Annotated in this window: 18 protein-coding genes; 11 read left to right on the top strand and 7 right to left on the bottom strand. The window is 62.8% G+C overall.

Annotated elements, in window-relative coordinates; translation table 11 throughout:
- The first annotated feature begins 80 nt into the window (after positions 1-80).
- From ACBG85_RS23605 to ACBG85_RS23575, 7 genes are all read left to right on the top strand, one after another.
- Complete coding sequence (locus ACBG85_RS23605) at positions 81-1,763, top strand: FAD-dependent oxidoreductase (RefSeq protein WP_007731395.1); 1,683 nt, start codon at positions 81-83, stop codon at positions 1,761-1,763.
- Between the two features lie 216 nt (positions 1,764-1,979).
- The gene (locus ACBG85_RS23600; RefSeq protein WP_007731397.1) at positions 1,980-2,903 is read left to right on the top strand and encodes an Ig-like domain-containing protein; all 924 of its coding nucleotides are present in this window, start codon (positions 1,980-1,982) and stop codon (positions 2,901-2,903) included.
- A 74-nt stretch (positions 2,904-2,977) separates the two neighbouring features.
- Positions 2,978-3,952 carry a carbohydrate ABC transporter permease gene (locus ACBG85_RS23595; protein WP_003940557.1) on the top strand — a complete coding sequence of 325 codons (975 nt, stop codon included), beginning with the start codon at positions 2,978-2,980 and terminating at the stop codon, positions 3,950-3,952.
- Positions 3,949-4,851 (top strand): carbohydrate ABC transporter permease, encoded by a 903-nt coding sequence (locus ACBG85_RS23590; RefSeq protein WP_003939837.1) that lies wholly within the window; start codon positions 3,949-3,951, stop codon positions 4,849-4,851. The genes ACBG85_RS23595 and ACBG85_RS23590 overlap by 4 nt, the downstream gene beginning before the upstream one ends.
- A gap of 37 nt (positions 4,852-4,888) precedes the next feature.
- On the top strand, positions 4,889-6,220 hold the full coding sequence (locus tag ACBG85_RS23585; RefSeq protein ID WP_003940485.1) for an ABC transporter substrate-binding protein: 1,332 nt from the start codon (positions 4,889-4,891) through the stop codon (positions 6,218-6,220).
- Between the two features lie 15 nt (positions 6,221-6,235).
- Entirely contained in the window at positions 6,236-7,321 is a 1,086-nt protein-coding gene (locus ACBG85_RS23580; protein ID WP_007731405.1) for an ABC transporter ATP-binding protein, read from the top strand.
- A 16-nt stretch (positions 7,322-7,337) separates the two neighbouring features.
- Entirely contained in the window at positions 7,338-7,664 is a 327-nt protein-coding gene (locus tag ACBG85_RS23575; RefSeq protein ID WP_003940244.1) for a YnfA family protein, read from the top strand.
- Between the two features lie 67 nt (positions 7,665-7,731).
- On the opposite strand, the gene ACBG85_RS23570 is transcribed toward ACBG85_RS23575, so the two are convergent.
- Entirely contained in the window at positions 7,732-9,690 is a 1,959-nt protein-coding gene (locus ACBG85_RS23570) for a M13 family metallopeptidase (protein WP_372025098.1), read from the bottom strand.
- A 112-nt stretch (positions 9,691-9,802) separates the two neighbouring features.
- Between ACBG85_RS23570 and ACBG85_RS23565 the strand changes: the two genes are divergently transcribed.
- The 3 genes from ACBG85_RS23565 to ACBG85_RS23555 are packed head-to-tail and all read left to right on the top strand — an operon-like array spanning position 9,803 to position 13,081.
- Positions 9,803-10,252, top strand: coding sequence for a helix-turn-helix transcriptional regulator (locus ACBG85_RS23565; protein WP_030535180.1), 450 nt, complete (start codon positions 9,803-9,805; stop codon positions 10,250-10,252).
- Positions 10,253-10,257: 5 nt separating this feature from the next.
- Positions 10,258-10,668: a VOC family protein gene (locus tag ACBG85_RS23560; RefSeq protein ID WP_003940539.1), complete on the top strand. Its 411-nt coding sequence runs from the start codon at positions 10,258-10,260 to the stop codon at positions 10,666-10,668.
- Between the two features lie 52 nt (positions 10,669-10,720).
- Positions 10,721-13,081 (top strand): ATP-binding cassette domain-containing protein, encoded by a 2,361-nt coding sequence (locus ACBG85_RS23555; protein ID WP_372025096.1) that lies wholly within the window; start codon positions 10,721-10,723, stop codon positions 13,079-13,081.
- A gap of 13 nt (positions 13,082-13,094) precedes the next feature.
- Here ACBG85_RS23555 and ACBG85_RS23550 read toward each other — a convergent pair whose 3' ends face one another.
- The 6 genes from ACBG85_RS23550 to ACBG85_RS23525 all read right to left on the bottom strand — a co-directional run bounded on the left by ACBG85_RS23550 (position 13,095) and on the right by ACBG85_RS23525 (position 18,564).
- Complete coding sequence (locus ACBG85_RS23550; protein WP_372025095.1) at positions 13,095-14,078, bottom strand: protocatechuate dioxygenase; 984 nt, start codon at positions 14,076-14,078, stop codon at positions 13,095-13,097.
- 66 nt (positions 14,079-14,144) lie between these two features.
- Entirely contained in the window at positions 14,145-15,071 is a 927-nt protein-coding gene (locus tag ACBG85_RS23545; RefSeq protein ID WP_054827906.1) for a PaaI family thioesterase, read from the bottom strand.
- Positions 15,072-15,115: 44 nt separating this feature from the next.
- Positions 15,116-15,898, bottom strand: coding sequence for a pirin-like bicupin family protein (locus ACBG85_RS23540; protein ID WP_003940511.1), 783 nt, complete (start codon positions 15,896-15,898; stop codon positions 15,116-15,118).
- Positions 15,899-16,013: 115 nt separating this feature from the next.
- Complete coding sequence (locus ACBG85_RS23535) at positions 16,014-16,760, bottom strand: pirin family protein (protein ID WP_003939960.1); 747 nt, start codon at positions 16,758-16,760, stop codon at positions 16,014-16,016.
- Between the two features lies 1 nt (position 16,761).
- Positions 16,762-17,727, bottom strand: coding sequence for a pirin family protein (locus ACBG85_RS23530; protein WP_007731415.1), 966 nt, complete (start codon positions 17,725-17,727; stop codon positions 16,762-16,764).
- A gap of 114 nt (positions 17,728-17,841) precedes the next feature.
- A complete protein-coding gene (locus ACBG85_RS23525; RefSeq protein ID WP_058037709.1) occupies positions 17,842-18,564 on the bottom strand; it encodes an IclR family transcriptional regulator in 723 nt (240 codons plus the stop codon).
- Positions 18,565-18,702: 138 nt separating this feature from the next.
- Here ACBG85_RS23525 and ACBG85_RS23520 point away from each other — a divergent pair, with 138 nt between their 5' ends.
- Positions 18,703-19,152, top strand: coding sequence for a nuclear transport factor 2 family protein (locus ACBG85_RS23520; RefSeq protein WP_065455221.1), 450 nt, complete (start codon positions 18,703-18,705; stop codon positions 19,150-19,152).
- Positions 19,153-19,196 lie beyond the last annotated feature (44 nt).

Here is a 19,196-nt window from a genome sequence, read left to right as displayed (position 1 = left end):
AACGATTCTCGCGCCAAATTGGAACACGTTATAGTCTGGGAACCAGTTCGAGCTTCGTGTTTCAGGGATAGGGGAATGTCATGGCGTATGTGATCACGCAGCCGTGCTGCAACGACGCCTCGTGTGTTGACGTGTGTCCGGTCAATTGCATTCACCCGACACCGGACGAAGCCCCGTTCGCGACCACCGAAATGCTCTACATCGATCCCGACACCTGCATCGATTGTGGTGCGTGTGTGGACGAATGCCCGGTCGAGGCGATCTTCCCGGACAACGAACTCGACGAGGACGACGCGCCGTACCTGCAGATGAATGCGTCGTACTTCGAGAAGCATCCGATGGGCCCGGATTGGCCCGAGCCGATCACGATGGCCAAGATCGATCCCGAACTGGGAACGCTGAAAGTGGCGATCGTCGGCTCCGGCCCGGCCGCCTGCTACGCGGCGATGGAACTGACCGGCAAGCCTCGCGTCGAGGTCGACATGTTCGATCGACTTCCCACTCCCTACGGTTTGGTGCGCGCCGGCGTGGCGCCAGACCATCCCGGAACCAAGGGGGTCACCGATCAGTTCCGCGCCGTCGTCGCGAAGAAGACTGTGCGCTGCCACTTCAACGTCGAGGTGGGCACCCACATCTCGCATTCGGAACTCTTGGACCATCACCACGCAGTGATCTACGCGGTGGGCGCTGCCGGGGATCGCAAGCTCGAGATCCCGGGCGAGGATCTGCCGGGAAGTCACGCCGCCACCGAGTTCGTCGCCTGGTACAACGGCCACCCGGGATATGCCGATCGGACTTTCGATCTGTCCGGCGAGCGAGCGGTGATCGTCGGAAACGGCAACGTCGCACTCGACGTCGCACGCATCCTGGTGACCGACCCTGACCAGCTTGCGAAGACGGACCTCGCCGAGCACGCATTGGAAGCGCTGCGGAACAGCAAGATTCGTGAGGTGGTCATTCTCGGGCGTCGTGGGCCGGCGCAGGCCGCGTACACCAATCCCGAACTGTTGGCGCTCGGACAGATGGCGAACGTGGACGTAGTCGTCGACCCGATCGAAGCCGAACTCGACGAGGCCAGTCAGGCGTTCGTGGACAGCGATGCCGCCGAGCCGTCCGTCCTGCTCAAGGTCAAGCAGGCGCAGGAATTTGCTTCGCGTACCGCAGATCCTTCTCGCAAGCGGATCGTTCTCCGGTTCCTCACCTCTCCCGTCGAGGTCCTCGGCGACGGTGCAGTCTCACAGGTGCGGATCGTGAAAAACGAATTGGTGGCAACGCCGACCGGTCAGCTCTCCGCCCGGCCTACCGAAACCGAGGAGACGATCGACACTTCACTGGTGCTTCGGTCGGTCGGATACCGCGGCACACCGATGGCCGACTTGCCCTTCGACGACGCTCGCGGCGTGATCCCCAACGAGAACGGCAGAGTAATCGACACCGAGACCGGCACGCCGATCCCGGGTGTCTACGTCGCGGGTTGGATCAAGCGCGGACCGACTGGCGTGATCGGCACCAACAAGTACTGCTCCGCCGAGACCGTGTCGATGATCTTCGACGACTTCGCTGGTGGGCGCCTCGCCACCCCGACCGAGGATGCCGACAAGTTGCAGGTTTTGTTGGCAGACCGGTCGCCGGATCAGGTGGACTATCAAGGTTGGCAGCGGATCGACAAGGCAGAACGCGCATCCGGTGCCGCAACCGGACGGCCGCGAACCAAACTCATCTCCATCGAATCCATGTTGGCGGCTGCCCGGAGCGAGGGATAGCAACGTTTGGGCGAACATCCGAATTGCTCGATTGCCGCTTTTGTGTGTTAATGACTATGGAAATGTGCGGTTTGCTCTCTTCGGCGTGCTCGGGTGTGTAGGTGTGCTCCGAGCGGGTGCGTCCGAATGGTGCATCGGCATCGGTACCAGGCGGGTATCGATGCCGGCCGCGCACGATCCACGTGAGTACGTGGTCAGTCGAGCGAAGGTAGTGACATGGGCAGCAAACAGGGTCGTCGGACGTCACGGGTTGCCGTGGCAATCGTCGGAGCAGTGGCCGCCGGCCTCGCTCTGGCCGGACCCTCCGCGGCTGTTCCGCTCTTTCCCGGTGGACCCGACATCCCGTTGCCCGTGATCCCCGGCGTTCCGTACCTCGACCCGGCAATTCCGGTTCCGGGCATCCCGGGTACGCCGATCCAGGCGCCCATCGGCGTCCCCAACTTCTCCGCTCCGTCGCTCAATCCGTCCGCGGGCGAGACCGTCGGTATCGCGCAACCGATCATCATTCGATTCAACGAGGCCGTCGGCGACCGTGCGACGGCCGAACGCGCTATTCGCGTGACCACCGATCCGCCGGTCGAGGGCAGCTTCTACTGGATCAACGACAGCCAGGTCCGTTGGAAGCCGACACAGTTCTGGCCGGCGAACATCTCCGTGACCGTCGACGCCGGTGATTCGCACTCCACGTTCAACATCGGTGATGCGCTCGTCACGGTCGCGGACGACAACACCAAGCAGGTCACGGTCACCCGCAACGGCGAGGTCGTGCGCACCATGCCGACGTCGTTCGGCAAGCCGGGCCACGAAACACCGAACGGCACGTACATCGTCGGCGAGCAGTTGCGCGACATGTACATGGATTCGTCCACGTACGGCGTTCCGATCGATTCTCCCGAGGGTTACCGCACCTACGTCGAGTACGCGACGCGAATTTCCTACAGTGGCATCTTCGTCCATGCAGCTCCGTGGTCGGTTGCGCAACAAGGTTTCACCAACGTCAGCCACGGCTGCCTCAATGTCAGCACCGAGGACGCCAAGTGGTTCTTCGAGAACGCAGGCAAGGGTGACCCGGTGATCGTGCAGAACACCGCAGGTGGAGTCCTCAGCGGCGCCGACGGATTGGGCGACTGGAACCGCTAGACATCGACGAGGAAGGCCCTGCGCGAGAAGTATTCGCGCAGGGCCTTTTTCGTGTCGCGTTCAGCTCGAGTGTCTTGTACGTTCACCATTCATTCGTTGCGGGCGGTCAGACTGCCTCAGTGAGATCGAGTCCGGAAAGAACGCTGCCCACATCAGGCAAGCCAGGTCTGTGGGGCAGACCATGGCGTGATTACGCGCTGTTCGCGCTCTTGGTAGGTCCCAATCTCGCGTTGCTGATCTTGTTCACCTATCGCCCGCTGGTGGACAACATCCGACTTTCGTTCTTCGACTGGAACATTGCGGACCCGAAGGCGACGTTCATCGGGCTGAGCAATTACCGCGAGTGGTTCGGACGAAGCGACACCTGGCAGATCGTCACCAACACAGTGGTATTCACATTGGTCACAGTGGTGGGTTCGATGGTCATCGGTTTGGCGTTGGCCATGCTGCTCGATCGCAAGCTCGTCGGGCGAAACCTGGTCCGGTCGGCCATCTTCGCGCCGTTCGTGATCTCCGGTGCAGCGATCGGTGTCGCGTTTCAGTTCGTCTTCGACCCCAACTTCGGCCTGATCCAGGATCTCCTGCACCGTGTCGGACTCCAATCGCCCGACTTCTATCAGGATCCCCACTGGGCGCTGTTCATGGTGACGGTGACATACATGTGGAAGAACCTCGGGTACACGTTTGTCATCTATCTCGCTGCACTGCAAGGAGTTCGGCAGGAGCTGAACGAAGCTGCCGAAATCGACGGCGCCAAGCCGTGGACCAAGTTCCGCCGGGTGCTCCTACCTCAGTTGCGCCCGACGACGTTCTTCCTCTCCATCACCGTCATGCTCAACTCACTCCAGGTCTTCGACATCATCAACGTCATGACCCGAGGTGGCCCGCTGGGTACAGGGACGACAACGATGGTCTACCAGGTGTACAACGAGACGTTCCGAAACTTCCGGGCGGGCTACGGTGCGACGGTTGCCACCATCATGTTCCTGATCCTGCTGATCATCACCGTCTACCAGGTTCGTGCCATGGATCGGGGAGAAGAGAAATGACAGCGGTAGAGGAAAAGAAAAGCGCTGCTCCGACTTCCGTCGTTCGGCCCGGCCCGGACCGCAAGAACGTGGACCGGCGTGAGGTCGGCGTGAAGATCCTCGGCTATGCGGCAATGGTGATCGCGTTGGTCATCATCGTCCTGCCGCTCTACTGGATTGTGATGACCTCGTTCAAGGAGCGCCCGGAGATCTACACGCAACCGGCAACGTGGTGGCCGTCGTCGCTGCATCCCGAAAACTATTCGGAAGCAACCACATCGGTCCCGTTCTGGATGTTCTTGCGGAACTCGATAGTGATCACGACGATTCTGTCGGCGGCGAAGTTCGTTCTGGGGACTCTCAGCGCCTATGGGTTGGTGTTCCTGCGCTTCCCGGGGAAGAACTTCGTCTTTCTCGGCATCATCGCCGCATTGATGGTTCCGAACCAGATCACCGTGATCTCGAACTACGCACTCGTGGCAGAGTGGGGCTGGCGTAACACGTTCCAGGGCATCATAGTTCCGCTCGCGGGTGTAGCCTTCGGTACGTTCCTCATGCGCAACCACTTCCTCTCGATCCCTTCGGAGATCGTCGAGGCGGCGCGGATGGACGGAGCCGGCCACTGGCGGTTGCTCTGGCGCGTGGTGCTCCCCGTTTCCGGACCCACGATGGTGGCGTTCGGCATCATCACGGTGGTCAACGAATGGAACGAGTACCTGTGGCCGTTCCTCATGTCCGACGATTCCTCGGTAGCGCCGCTGCCGATCGGATTGACCCAACTGCAGAACAACGACGGACTTACCAACTGGGGTCCGGTCATGGCAGGAACGGTGCTGACGATGCTACCGATCCTGGTGATTTTCCTTCTGCTGCAACGACACATGATCAAGGGCCTCACCTCCGGTGCGGTCAAGGGCTGACAGCTTTCCCGTCACATTTCTTTCTCGAGGAGCAGTAATGGCAAACATGAACAGGCGCGGATTCTTGAGCCTCGGCGGTGCAATTGCCGCCGGAGCCGCACTGACCGCGTGCGCGGGATCCGGCGGGTCGAGCGCTGATGCTGCGGGAACATCCGGTGCGTCGGGTGATTCCAACACCATCACCTTCTGGTCGAACCACCCGGGTAAGTCCACCGACGTGGAGAAGGAACTGATCAACCGCTTCCAGACCAAGTACCCGGACCTGAAGGTCAACTTGGTGGACGGCGGCAAGAACTACGAAGAGGTGGCACAGAAGTTCAACGCTGCCCTATCCGGTGGAGATGTGCCCGATGTGGTTGTGCTGTCGGACGTCTGGTGGTTCAACTATGCACTGGCCGGGGCAATCGAGCCGCTTGACGGACTCTTCTCCGAGGTGGGCGTCGACTCGGCCGACTACGTCGATTCACTGCTCGCCGACTACCTGTTCCAGGGCAAGCACTATGCGCTTCCCTACGCGCGGTCGACGCCGTTGTTCTACTACAACAAGGCGGTCTGGTCGCAGGCAGGTCTTCCCGACCGTGGGCCGGCGACATGGCAAGAGTTCGACGAGTGGGGACCCGAGCTGCAGAAGGTCGTGGGCAACGGCAAGTTGGCACACGGGTGGGGCAACGCGAAGGATTACCTCGGCTGGACCTACGAAGGCCCAATCTGGACGTTCGGCGGCTCGTACTCCGACCAGTGGAATCTGCAGCTCGACAACGAGAAGACCATTGCCGCAGGGCAGTTCCTCTCCAGCATGATTCACGACAAGAAGTACGCCGCGGTCTCCACTGACATCGCAAACGAATTCGGTACCGGCATTCTGGCGTCGACCATCGCGTCGACGGGCGATCTGTCCGGCATCAAGAAGACTGCCAACTTCGACTTCGGCACCGCTTTCCTCCCGGCAGTGGACGGAACTCCCGGTTGCCCCACCGGCGGTGCCGGGCTTGCCATCCCGTCCAAGATCTCCGATCAGCGCAAGAAGAACGCGCTCAAGTTCATCGACTTCATCACCAATGGTGAGAACACGGCGTACTTCTCGCAGAACGTCGGCTACATGCCGGTCCGCAAGTCGGCAACCTCGGAGCCGAGCATGAAGGCGTTCCTCGACGCGAACCCCAACTCCCGTACCGCTGTGGATCAGCTCTCGCGTACGCGCTCGCAGGACTACGCACGCGTGTTCGTCCCGGGTGGGGATCAGATCATCGGCACCGGACTCGAGCAGATCGCTCTCCAGAAGGCCGACGTCGCATCGACATTCGCCGGCGTTGCCACGCAGTTGCAGCAGATCATCGACCGGCAGATCACCCCCAAGCTGCCGAAGTAGTAGGAGAGAACACTCATGGCCAACGTGCAATTCGCGGGAGTCACGCACCGCTACGAAGGAACTGATCGACCGGCAGTCGACCGTCTCGACCTCGACATCGCCGACGGTGAGTTCCTGGTACTCGTAGGACCTTCCGGTTGCGGTAAGTCCACCAGCCTGCGAATGCTCGCCGGTCTCGAGTCCGCGTCGGACGGTCGGATCGAGATCGGCGGCACGGACGTCACGCACCTCGCTCCGCGAGCACGTGACGTCGCCATGGTGTTTCAGAGTTACGCGCTGTACCCGAACATGACCGTCGAGCAGAACATGGGCTTCGCGCTCCAGAATGCCGGAGTGGGAAAGACGGAGCGCCGGGAGCGGGTACTCGAGGCCGCGCGGATGCTCGAACTCGAACCCTTGCTCGGACGGAAACCGGCAAAGCTGTCGGGCGGGCAACGTCAGCGAGTTGCCATGGGTAGAGCCATCGTTCGCCATCCCAAGGTGTTCTGCATGGACGAACCACTCAGTAATCTGGACGCCAAACTGCGCGTCAGCACACGGTCGCAGATCGCCGCCCTACAGCGTCGACTCGGCACCACGACGGTCTACGTCACCCACGATCAGGTCGAGGCGATGACGATGGGGGACCGAGTGGCGGTGATGCTGGACGGTCGCTTGCAGCAGGTGGCGAAGCCGCGCGAACTCTACGACAACCCCGTCAACACCTTTGTGGCCGCCTTCATCGGATCGCCCGGCATGAACCTGATCGAAGCGCCGGTCGAGGGAACCGTCGCAGTGCTCGGTGATCTGCGGATTCCGCTGCCCACCGGGGCGTCCGAGCGGGAGCGGGTCGTCGTGGGAGTGCGCCCGGAATCGTGGGATCTGGTGGGAGCGTGGCGAAAGGGCTCGCTGGCCGTGGATGCCGATCTGCTCGAAGAGTTGGGAGCCGAATCGTTCGTCTATGCAAAGGGTGCCCCGGATTCGCAGTGGCAGAGCCGATCCGGTCGAATCGTCATTCGCGTCGACCGGAAGATGTCGGTGGCACCGGGGGAGTCGCTTCATCTGCTGCCCAAGGCCGGCGAGGTGTACTTCTTTTCCGCGGAGACCGGAGTACGTCTGTAGCGATACTGTGTGCGGCATGACCGTCGCACGTTCGCTGTTGCTGTTCGTACTCGCCGCGCTGCTCGAAATCGGGGGCGCGTGGTTGGTGTGGCAGGGAATTCGCGAGCACAAGGGATGGATCTGGGTGGGGCTCGGCGTCATCTCGCTCGGCCTCTACGGTCTGGTCGCCACCATGCAACCCGATGCGAACTTCGGGCGCATCCTCGCCGCGTACGGCGGGATCTTCGTCGCAGGTTCACTGCTGTGGGCGGTGGTGATGGACGGATTCCGCCCGGATCGTTTCGACATCGCCGGTGCGCTGATCTGTCTGGTCGGCGTCGGGGTGATCATGTACGCCCGGTAGGCCTTCGGCCCCGTGCGCGCTCAGGGAGTCCAGGGGGTCCTCGAGCGCGCACAGGGGCTTGCCCCTGCTACCAGATCTTCACACGCTTCTCCGGCTCCAAATACAGTGCGTCCCCGGGCTTGACGTCGAACTCCTCGTGGAACGTGTCGAGGTTGCGGACGACGCCGTTGCACCGGAACTCCGGCGGCGAGTGCGGGTCGACGGCCAGACGGCGAAGCGCTTCGGCCTCACGGGCCTTCGTGCGCCATACCTGCGCCCACCCGAAGAACACGCGCTGCAAGCCGGTGAGTCCGTCGATGACCGGAGGTTCGGTACCTTCGGTCGCGATCTTGTACGCCGCGATCGCGATCGACAGCCCGCCGAGGTCGCCGATGTTCTCGCCGATCGTGAACTCGCCGTTGACGTGGTGGCCCGGCAGTTCCTTGGGCTCGAACTCGTTGTACTGCTCGATGAGAGCCTTTGTGCGCTTGCCGAATTCGCTGCGGTCCTCGTCGGTCCACCAGTCGACCATGTTGCCGTCGCCGTCGTACTTGGCGCCCTGATCGTCGAATCCGTGACCGATCTCGTGGCCGATGACGGCGCCGATGCCGCCGTAGTTGGCAGCGTCGTCGGCTGCCGCGTCGAAGAACGGCGGCTGGAGAATGGCTGCGGGGAAGACGATTTCGTTCATGCCCGGGTTGTAGTAGGCGTTGACGGTCTGCGGCGTCATGAACCACTCGTCACGGTCGACGGGGCCGCCCAGCTTGGCCAGGTCACGGTCGTACTCGGCGGCGTATCCGCGACGGTAGTTGCCCACCAGGTCGGTTGCCGAGATCTCGAGTCCGGCGTAGTCGCGCCACTTGTCGGGGTAACCGATCTTCGGGGTGAACTTCTCGAGCTTGGCCAATGCAGCCTCACGAGTCTGCGGGCTCATCCACTCGAGGTCGGAGATGTTGCGGCGGTACGCCTCCTGCAGGTTTGCGACCAGTTCCAGCATGCGGGTCTTCGCCTCTGCGGGGAAGTGTCGATCGACGTAGAGCTTGCCGACGGCCTCGCCGAGCAGATCCTGGACCAGGCTTACCCCGCGCTTCCAGCGCTCACGGTTCTCTTCGGTTCCCGAGAGCGTGGTGCCGTAGAAAGCGAAGGTCTCGTCGACCAGGGCCGAATGCAGGTAAGGGGAGCGGGCATGAAGCACCTTCCACGCCGCCCATGCCTTCCAATCGTCCAGTGACTCCGACGCCCAGAGTGCGGTGAAGGTGTGCAGGAAATCGGGCTGGCGGACCACGATCTCGGCGAACTTCTCCGAATCGGCGCCGAGACCGGACAGCCATGCCGCCCAGTCCAAACCGGGGTTCTGCTCGGTCAGTTCCTCGAAGCCCACCAGGTTGTAACTCAAATCTGCGTCACGACGCTTGACGACGTCCCAATGCCCGGCCGCGATCTTCTTCTCGAGCTCGAACACACGCTGGGCGTCGTAGCCGACGCCGGCGAGGGTGAACATCTTGTCGATGTGCGCGACGTACTTCTCGCGGATCTCCGCGTAGTTGTCCTCGCGGTAGTACGACTCGTCGGGGAGGCTGATTCCCGACTGGCTGAAGTGGATCAGGTACCGCTCGGAGTTCTTGGCATCGGTGTCGACGTAATGCGAGATGGCACCGCCGACGCCGACGCGCTGGTGGCGTCCGATCACGGTGGCCAGCGACGACCGGTCCGGCGCATCGGCGACGGCGTCGAGCTCGTCGTCGATGGGGCCGAGGCCTGCGGCCTCCACGGCGTCGGCGTCCATGAAACTCGAGTACAGGTCGCCGATGCGCTGTGCATCGGTACCGGCGGCCGAGTTGGACTCCGCGGCTTCGGTGATGATGGTCTGTACGTCTTCTTCGGCCTTGTCGTAGAGCGTCCGGAAGGCCCCGTCGACTGCGCGGTCTGCCGGAATCTCGTATTCGGCGAGCCATTTTCCGTTGACGTGGACGAACAGATCGTCCTGCGCCCGTGTGTCGCCGTCGAGGTGGGTGAGGTCGATGCCTGAGCTATGAGCCGTGGTCATTTCTCCATCCTTACACGATCATGACGAACTGCTCGGTGTGTGCGCGATCGCTCCACGCCGAGTTCATCTCTTGTGCTGGGCAACGTCGGTATGGCATGGCACGATCGAATACGTGACCAGCAGACCTGCCGCAGATCCGCACCTGCAGGACCTCGCGCGACTACGACGTGTGCGAGACCGTATCGACCGAGAGTACGCGCGGCCTCTGGACGTGGAGGCGCTCGCGCGGGGAGTGAACATGTCTGCGGGGCATCTCAGTCGCCAATTCCGTCAGGCATACGGAGAACCGCCGTACGCCTACCTGATGACCAGGCGAATCGAGCGAGCGATGGCGTTACTGCGGCGCGGAGACCTCAGTGTCACGGACGTCTGCTTCGAGGTCGGTTGCAGCTCTCTCGGCACTTTCAGCAGCAAGTTCACCGAATTGGTGGGGGTTCCGCCCAGTGTCTATCGGCGCGAGGCCGAGCAGTCGACGGCAGGAATGCCGTCCTGCGTGTCCAAACAAGTCACCAGACCGATCAGGAATCGAGAAGCGCAGACCGCGCAGCCGCAATTAACGTGATCGCCATGGACATCACCATTCACTCGAGTTTCCTTCCGCAGGACGACCCTGAAGCCGCCCTGAACTTCTATCGCGACACGCTCGGCTTCGAGGTTCGCAACGACGTCGGCTACGACGGGATGCGTTGGATCACGGTGGGGCCGCCCGGCCAGCCCGGCACCTCCATCGTGCTGCATCCGCCGGCCGTCGATCCCGGAATCACCGACGAGGAGCGCCGCACCATCATCGAGATGATGGCCAAGGGCACCTACGGCGGACTTCTCCTGGCCACCAAAGATCTGGACGACACGTTCGAGCGGCTTCAGGCCGGCGACATCGACGTCGTCCAGGAACCGACCGAGCAGCCGTACGGCGTTCGCGATTGCGCCGTCCGGGACCCAGCGGGAAACCTGATCCGTATTCAAGAACTGCGCTGAGCCCGTCAACTGCGCTGAGACCGTCGGCGATCGACTGACAGATGGAGACACGATGACTGCCTTGCACACCGCAGACAGCCACGATTTGATCCGCGTGCAAGGCGCGCGGGTGAACAACCTCGAAGACATCAGTGTCGAGATCCCGAAGCGGAGGCTGACGGTATTCACCGGCGTCTCCGGTTCGGGGAAGAGTTCGCTGGTGTTCAGTACGATCGCCGCGGAATCGCAGCGGATGATCAACGAGACCTACAGCGCTTTCGTTCAAGGATTCATGCCGACGCTCGCGCGGCCGGACGTCGATGTTCTCGACGGCCTGACCACCGCGATCATCGTCGATCAGCAGCGGATGGGAGTCGACCCGCGCTCGACCGTCGGAACCGCCACCGACGCCAACGCGATGCTCCGCATCCTGTTCAGCCGTCTCGGAAAGCCTCACATCGGTTCGCCTCAGGCGTTTTCGTTCAACGTGGCCTCGATCTCCGGAGCAGGCGCGGTCACGATGGAACGCGGCGGACGTCAGACGAAAGAGCGTCGGAGCTTCAAGATCACCGGCGGCATGTGTCCGCGGTGTGAGGGACGAGGGGCGGTCAACGATTTCGATCTGACCGCGTTGTACGACGACACCAAGTCGCTCAACGAGAGTGCGATCACGGTGCCCGGTTACAGCATGGAGGGTTGGTACGGCCGGATCTATCGCGGCTGCGGCTTCTTCGATCCCGACAAGCCGATCAAGAAGTACACCAAGAAGGAACTGAACGATCTGCTCTACAAAGAGCCGACCAAGATCAAGGTCGAAGGCATCAACCTGACGTACACGGGTCTGATTCCGCAGATTCAGAAGTCGTTCCTGGCCAAGGACGTCGACGCGATGCAGCCCCACATCCGGGCTTTCGTCGAGCGGGCGATCACGTTCACCACCTGCCCCGAATGCGACGGGACGCGACTGAGCGAGGGGGCGCGGTCGTCGAAGATCAAGGGCGTCAACATCGCCGACGCCTGCTCGATGCAGATCAGCGATCTCGCGGAATGGGTCAGCGGACTGAAGGAACCGTCGGTCGCGCCGTTGCTCACGGCGCTCGGTGAAACGCTCGACTCGTTCGTGGAGATCGGACTCGGCTACCTCAGTCTCGACCGGCCGTCGGGAACCCTCTCCGGCGGTGAAGCTCAGCGCACCAAGATGATTCGTCACCTGGGTTCCTCGCTCACCGACATCACGTATGTTTTCGACGAGCCCACTACCGGCCTGCATCCGCACGACATCGCGAGGATGAACGACCTACTGCTGCGCCTGCGCGACAAGGGCAACACCGTGCTCGTGGTCGAGCACAAGCCGGAGACGATCGTGATCGCCGACCACATCGTCGACCTCGGTCCGGGTGCGGGTAGCGCCGGCGGAAACGTCTGCTTCGAGGGCACCGTCGACGGTTTGCGTGCCAGCGACACCGTCACCGGCCGTCACTTCGACGACCGGGCCGCAATCAAGGAGACCGTGCGGGAGTCCACCGGGGCAATCGAGATTCGTGGAGCGAACGCGCACAACCTGCAGGACGTCGACGTCGACGTACCGCTCGGCGTCCTGGTCGTGGTCACCGGTGTCGCCGGGTCGGGCAAGAGTTCGCTGATCCACGGCTCGCTCGCGAAACGCGAAGACGTGGTGTCGGTCGATCAGAGTGCGATCCGCGGCTCGCGTCGGAGCAACCCGGCGACGTACACGGGGCTGCTCGACCCGATCCGCAAGGCATTCGCGAAGGCCAACGGCGTGAAGCCGGCGCTGTTCAGTGCCAACTCCGAGGGCGCCTGCCCGACGTGCAACGGCAACGGCGTCATCTACAGCGACCTGGCGATGATGGCCGGCGTTGCCACTCTCTGCGAGGAGTGCGAGGGCAAGCGCTTCCAAGCCGAGGTACTCGAATACAAATTCGGTGGCAAGGACATCAACGAGGTTCTCACGATGTCGGTGGCCGAGGCCGAGGAGTTCTTCGGCGACGGTGAGGCCAAGACCCTCGCTGCGCACAAGATCCTCGTCCGACTGGTCGACGTGGGGCTCGGATACCTCACGATCGGCCAGCCGTTGACGACGCTGTCGGGCGGTGAGCGTCAGCGCATCAAGCTGGCAACCCACCTGGGTGAGAAGGGCGGCGTGTACGTCCTCGACGAGCCGACCACCGGACTGCACCTGGCCGACGTCGAGCAGTTGCTCGGCCTGCTCGATCGACTGGTCGATTCCGGTAAGTCAGTCATCGTGATCGAGCACCACCAAGCGGTGATGGCACACGCAGACTGGGTCATCGACCTCGGCCCTGGTGCGGGTCACGACGGCGGTCGGATCGTCTTCGAGGGCACTCCCGAGGAGCTCGTCGCCGACGGCTCCACCCTCACCGGAAAGCACCTCGCGGCATACGTCGGCAGCTGACCGGGCTCCTACCTCAGGCGTCGATACCCAGGTTGATGACGGCGAGGTAGGACCCGTCCGACTGCTTTTCGACGGTCATGAGGCCGGTGTCGTCGTAGATGCCGTCACTGGCGTTGTTCGTGTTGTTCTCACGACCGGTGTGCTCGCTGTACGGGGACTGCGAGTACACCTCGTCGAGAAGGGTCTCGTCGAAGAAGGTCTGCGTCGTGAGGACCGTCTTCTTGTCGATGTGAACCTTGACGTGGATGTGGGTGGTGCGGCCCATGTACCAGCCGGGAAAGATCGTGGTGAACTGCGCGATGCCGTTTGCATCGGTGGTCTGGGCGCCGCGCAGGTAGGTGCCGTCGTCGGTGGTGGTGGCTTCGGTGTCGCCGACGCTGTACGAACCGTCGGAGGTCTCACCGGACCCTCCCATGCCGCCGCCCATTCCGCCGGGGGCGCCTGACGGTGGTTCGCCCATTCCGCCTCCGGGTGCACCTGACGGAGGTTCACCCATCCCGCGGGCCGGGGGAGTTCCGCCACCGCCGCCGCCGTTGGCGCTCAGCGAACCGGATTCGAAGCCGGAGTACACGCCGCCGGCGTCGCAGTGCCAGATCTCGACGACGGCGTTACTGACCGCGCCGATGCTGCCGTCGACGTTGCACTGGCTGTTGTCCTGCACGCGCATCGCAACCTGCAGCGTGGTGCCCGGACGGTCCTCGCGGATGTCGCCGCGAATGGAGTCGACGTCGAACCAGTAGGGACCCTGCGTCTCTTCCTTGCTCATGACACACTGCGGTGCTTTGGCCAGAAGTGCGGTGACCACGTCGCCGGACGTGGCCGCGGCGGAAGTGCCGGAAGTGGTTGTCGTCGACGCAGCCGCAGCCGAAGTCGTCGTGGCGGTGCCACTGTTGCCGGAGCACGCTGCGATGAGCCCGCCGAGACTGATGGTTCCGCCGAGGGCGAGAGCCCGCCGACGGCTCACGCGCAGCCTGCTCGCTTCGATGTCTTTGTTCACGCCGCTGTACCTCCATTGTGTGGGCTGTTGTCTCAATGGTGGACGGGCGACCTGGTGCGGAACTGGTTATCCGCTGTGAACTTGCTGGGAGAGCATCTGAATGCTCGAAGTGGCCCGCACATAGACCTGTCCGCCGGCGTCGACGATGCGAGTTTCGATCAGCGCGAGCCTGCGCCCGGCACGAATCACGGAGGCCTCGGCGCGCAAGACCGGCCCGCCGATGTCGGGTGAGCGCAGGAAGTCGATCTTGTGGTCGAGGACGCGATAGTCCTGGTCGACGCGGGTCAGGGTCTGGGCAGACAGGCCAGTGATGGCGTCGACTGCCGAGATGAGGACACCGCCCTGAACGGCGCCCAACGGGTTGGCCATCCAGGCCACGGGTGCGAACTCACCGACGACGGAACCTGGGGTCACGTCGACGACAGCAAGATCGAGGAGTCCGGCGAGTGGACCGCGTTCGAGTTTGCCGTCGCGGATTCCTTCGACGACGTCGGACCCGGACAACCCGCTCAGGTTGCTTGTCTTCTCCGGCGTCGGGACGGGCAGCGGCTCGCCCTCCACGTAGTCGTCGATTCCCACGACGGGGGGACGCGAGACCACCATGGCGCGACCGGCCATCACTGCCAGAAGGGTGCCGTTCTCGTCGCGAAGTTGCCCGGATGCGAGTCCGACGCCGTCGTCGAGATGCACGAGTGTTCCGGTGGCACCGACGTCCGCGACGTCGGGGATGTCGGCGCCCGCACTGACCGTGACCTGCGCGAGCACGGACTGATGGCCCGAGGTCAGTCCCGAGTACACCGCGCCACCCATGGCACCGTCGATCATGACTCCGATGGAACCGAGCACGGTCTTGCCACGGTGATCGTGGAATCGCTCGCCGACGGCCTGCGCGAAGGCCAGGTCCCCGGGCTCGACCGAAACGGCGCGCACACCCATCAATGTGTTGAGTGGGTCAAGCTTCTTGACGGGCGCGGCGGAGTTGTCGATGCTCATCTGTCGAGTATCTCCAGCGCGCCGAGTCCTGCCGAGACCGGGTCTCAACCACCGATACGTGAATGCATCTCCCAGACGAGGACTTCGGCCCCGGCGTCGGAGGTCAGCTGCTGGCCACCCGAATCGCTCAACCGGACAGCATCGCCTTCGTACAGAGTGCCGACGCCCTCCATCTCGGCAGTGCCCTGCGCGACGAAGACGTGCAGGAACCGTGCGCCCGGAAGATTCACGGAGGTGCCCGGCAGAATGCGTGCGACATGCATGGCGGCGTTCTTGTTGTTGATGCGAATCGCCGAATGATCCTTGTAGCGCTCCATCCCGGAGGCAACCGGGATCAGACCGCCGCGCAGCAGTTCGTCGTCGATCTCGAGCTGTTCGTAACCGGGGGTCAGTCCACCTTCGTCCGGTACCACCCACATCTGGATGAAATGCACGGGGTCGGAATGCTGTTCGCCGCCGATACGCCACGAATCGTTCTTCTCACTGTGCATGATTCCGGTACCGGCGCTCATGCGCTGGGCGAGTCCCGGATAGATGACGCCGGTGTGGCCGATGGAATCCTGGTGCACGAGCGAACCGCGAAGCACCCAGGTCACGATTTCCATGTCCTTGTGCGGATGGGTGTCGAAACCGGTTCCCGCCAGTACGGTGTCGTCGTTGTTGACGAGCAGCAATCCGTGATGAGTGTTGTCCGGATCGTAGTGCTGTCCGAACGAGAACGAATGTTTCGAATCCAGCCAGGAGACGCGGGATTTCAAGCGATCGCCGGAGCGGTGCACATCGATGTGCGGTGTCGTCCGTGGGGCCTGTGCTCGACCAGATGCCATGGCTCCTCCTTCTGTACCACCGGGATCCACCACAATCGGGATCCGCCACTACCGGCATCCACCCTACGACGAACCTGCTGTGTAGTCCGAACATTGGGCGTACTCGGTGGTGTCGTCAGTTCGTCGACGCGTGCATCTCCCACACGAGTATCTCCGCATCGCCGATTCCCTCGACTCGTTGGCCGCCAGTATCCTTGAGTCGCAACGAATCTCCCGGACCGAGCAATCCGACTCCCTCGACGTCGACAGTGCCACCGGCGATGAAGCCGTGCACGTACGGCGCATCCGGGAGAGATACCGACCCACCGGTCTCGAGGCGAGCAACATGCAGTGCCGCATGTTTGTTGTGCAAGCTGATCGCGCTGTGGTCGCGATGCGCGGGCATCCCCGACGCCAGGGTGATCAGGCCACCGCCGTCGAGTTCGGAGTTGATGTCGAGTTCCTGATAGCTCGGAGTCACTCCGGATTCGTCCGGGGGTATCCACATCTGGACGAGGTGAACGGGCTCGGTGACACGTGAGCCGTCGGCCCGGAAGCGATCGTTGCGCTCGGAGTGCAGGATTCCGGTACCGGCGCTCATTCTCTGCGCGAGTCCGCGATGGATGACTCCGGAGTGCCCAGCGGAATCCTGGTGAACCAGAGATCCGCTGAGCACCCACGTCACGATCTCGGTGTCGCGGTGCTGATGAGTGTCGAAACCGTAGTCGGCTTCGATGATGTCGTCGTTGTTCACCAACAGAAGTCCGTGCGCGTACGCGGCGTGATCGAAGTTTCCGGCGAAGGGGAAACTGTGACGCGCCGTGAGCCAGCCGTAGTTGAGATGCGCACGTTCGTCAGCTCGCTGGACGACTACCGACGACATGTCAGCTCAGCGTCTCGTGTGCCGCCGGGATGGATCCCAGGCGTCCGGCCTGGAAGTCCTCGAAGGCCTGCATGACCTCGGACTTGGTGTTCATGACGAACGGCCCGGCCATCGCGATGGGCTCACGAATCGGTTTGCCGCCGAGGATGAATACCTCGAGAGATTCGGTCCGTGAATCCTGGCGATCGGAAGCGGCGACGGTGATGGAGTCACCGCGTCCGAAGACAGCTGTCTGTCCGACACGAATGGGCCGACGCTCGGCCCCGACCGTGCCTTCGCCGGCGAGGACGTAGACGATCGCGTTGAACTCGGGGTTCCACGGAAGCGTCAGGCTCGCACCCGGGGCCACAGTCGTGTGGGAGAGCGCGATGGGTGTGTACGTCGATCCGGGTCCGGCGTGGCCGGCGATGTCTCCGGCGATGACGCGTACCAAGGCTCCGCCGTCCGGCGAGGAAAGCAGGGCCACCTTGTTACCGGTGATGTCCTGGTACCGCGGAGATGCCATCTTGTTGTCGCGAGGCAGGTTGACCCACAGTTGGACGCCGTGGAAAAGGCCGCCGCTGAGGACGAGGTGCTCCGGCGGAGTTTCGATGTGGAGGATGCCGCCACCCGCGGTCATCCACTGGGTGTCGCCGCCGCCGATAATGCCACCGCCACCGTTGGAGTCCTGGTGCTCCATGATGCCGTCGATCATGTAGGTCACGGTTTCGAAGCCGCGGTGCGGGTGCCACGGTGTGCCCTTGGGTTCTCCGGGTGCGTAGTTGACCTCGCCCATCTGGTCCATGTGGATGAAGGGATCGAGGGCGGAGAGGTCGATGCCGGCGAAGGCGCGGTGAACGGGAAAGCCTTCACCTTCGTATCCGACCGGTGCGGTGGTGATGCTCTTGACGGGGCGGTCGACTGCTGACTCTGCCGGCTCGTCGAGACGGGGCAGGGCCAAGATGTTCTCGACTGTCACAGCAGGCATGTCGTACTCCTTGTATCCGTGAAGCTGATGTCAGGTAGTTGATTGTTCAACTATCTCATTCGGAGTCAACAAAGTCGAGCCCCGGGTATTCCCGGGGCTCGACTGGTGTTCGGATCAGCGCAACATGCTGCCGAGGGTTTTTGCCGCTGCCATGACCTCGGCGCCCAGCGCTGCTTGGTCCTCGGAGTCGAAGACGGAAATTCCGAGGCTGGAGATGGCGTCGCGGCGTCGGCCGGGGATCACCGCTGAGATTCCCAGGACGGACGGGATGACCTCGCCGACGGTCACTGCGTAGCCGCGTGCGCGTGCCGCCGTCACTTCCTCTCGTTCCCCGTTCGTCGGCGGGAGTGAGGCAAGGATGGAAAGCCCGGCGGAGCCGCGGTCGATCGGATCGACCTGCCCTGGATGAAACGCGACGTGAACCTTGGCGCTGCGCGGTTCGACCACCATCAGCGCGCGCACTTCGGTATCGCTCTCGCGGACCACCAGGTGCGCTGTCGCCTCGGTGGCCTCGGCAAGTTCTTGAAGTATCGGGCGAGCGAGAGTGCGCAAATCCTGTTCCACCGGTTCGGCGAGGGTGACCAGGCCGGCGCCGAGAGTGACGCGCTTGAAGGAGTCCTTGCGGCACAGGTGATGAGCCTCGAGCGTGCGGATCAACCGATGTGCGACGGTTCGGTGGACTCCCACTCCGTCGGCGATATCGGTGACCGACAAGCCGTGCGGATAGGACGTCAGGAGTTCCAGGATCTCGAGTCCGTGGTGCAGCGTTTTCGACATGCTGGAGTCCACTTGAACTGCACTTTTGCGCGGTCGGTGTTCCTCGCTCAGCTCTGACATCAAATCCCTTTCTTGACGTTTGTGAGGTATGCCACCTACGCTTTGAACATATCGCACAGTGTGTGCGATTATCGCACACTTTACGGAGCTGCACAACCTTCGGGTGGATGCAGCACAGCGTGTTCGGAGAGAACCTTCATGAGCAACTACAGCGTCGTGGCAACGGAGGATGTTGCCGCAATTCACCAGCTGTACGGCCACCAGAGTCATTGCATAGACTCTGGGCGCCAGCAGGATTGGGCGCAGACATTCACCGATGGCGGTGAGTTTCATTCCCCCAGTTATCCGGAACCTGTGGTCGGTTTCGACGACCTTGCGGCTTTTGCTGCTCGCTTCTTCGCGGCGGCGGAAGCCGCCGACGAAGTGCATCGCCACGTTCTGACCAACCTCGTCGTCGAGGCGGTGGAGGAGAGTGCTCTCACAGTGCACGGGTACCTGCAGATCGTTGCCACCGCTCGCGGCGGAGACTCGCAACTGGTGCGGATGACAACTGTCACAGATCGCGTGGTTCGGGTCGGTGAGGAGTGGAAGATCGCCCGCCGCACCGTTTCCCGCGACGACGCGCCCCGAGCGTCCGAACAAGCTTGAAGTACCGAAATGTTTCTTGCACAACAATATTCAGTAGGAGAAGT

The sequence above is a fragment of the Rhodococcus sp. NyZ502 genome, assembly GCF_041464245.1.
Lineage (GTDB): Bacteria > Actinomycetota > Actinomycetes > Mycobacteriales > Mycobacteriaceae > Rhodococcus_F > Rhodococcus_F qingshengii.
This window is presented reverse-complemented; position numbering and strand designations above follow the sequence as displayed.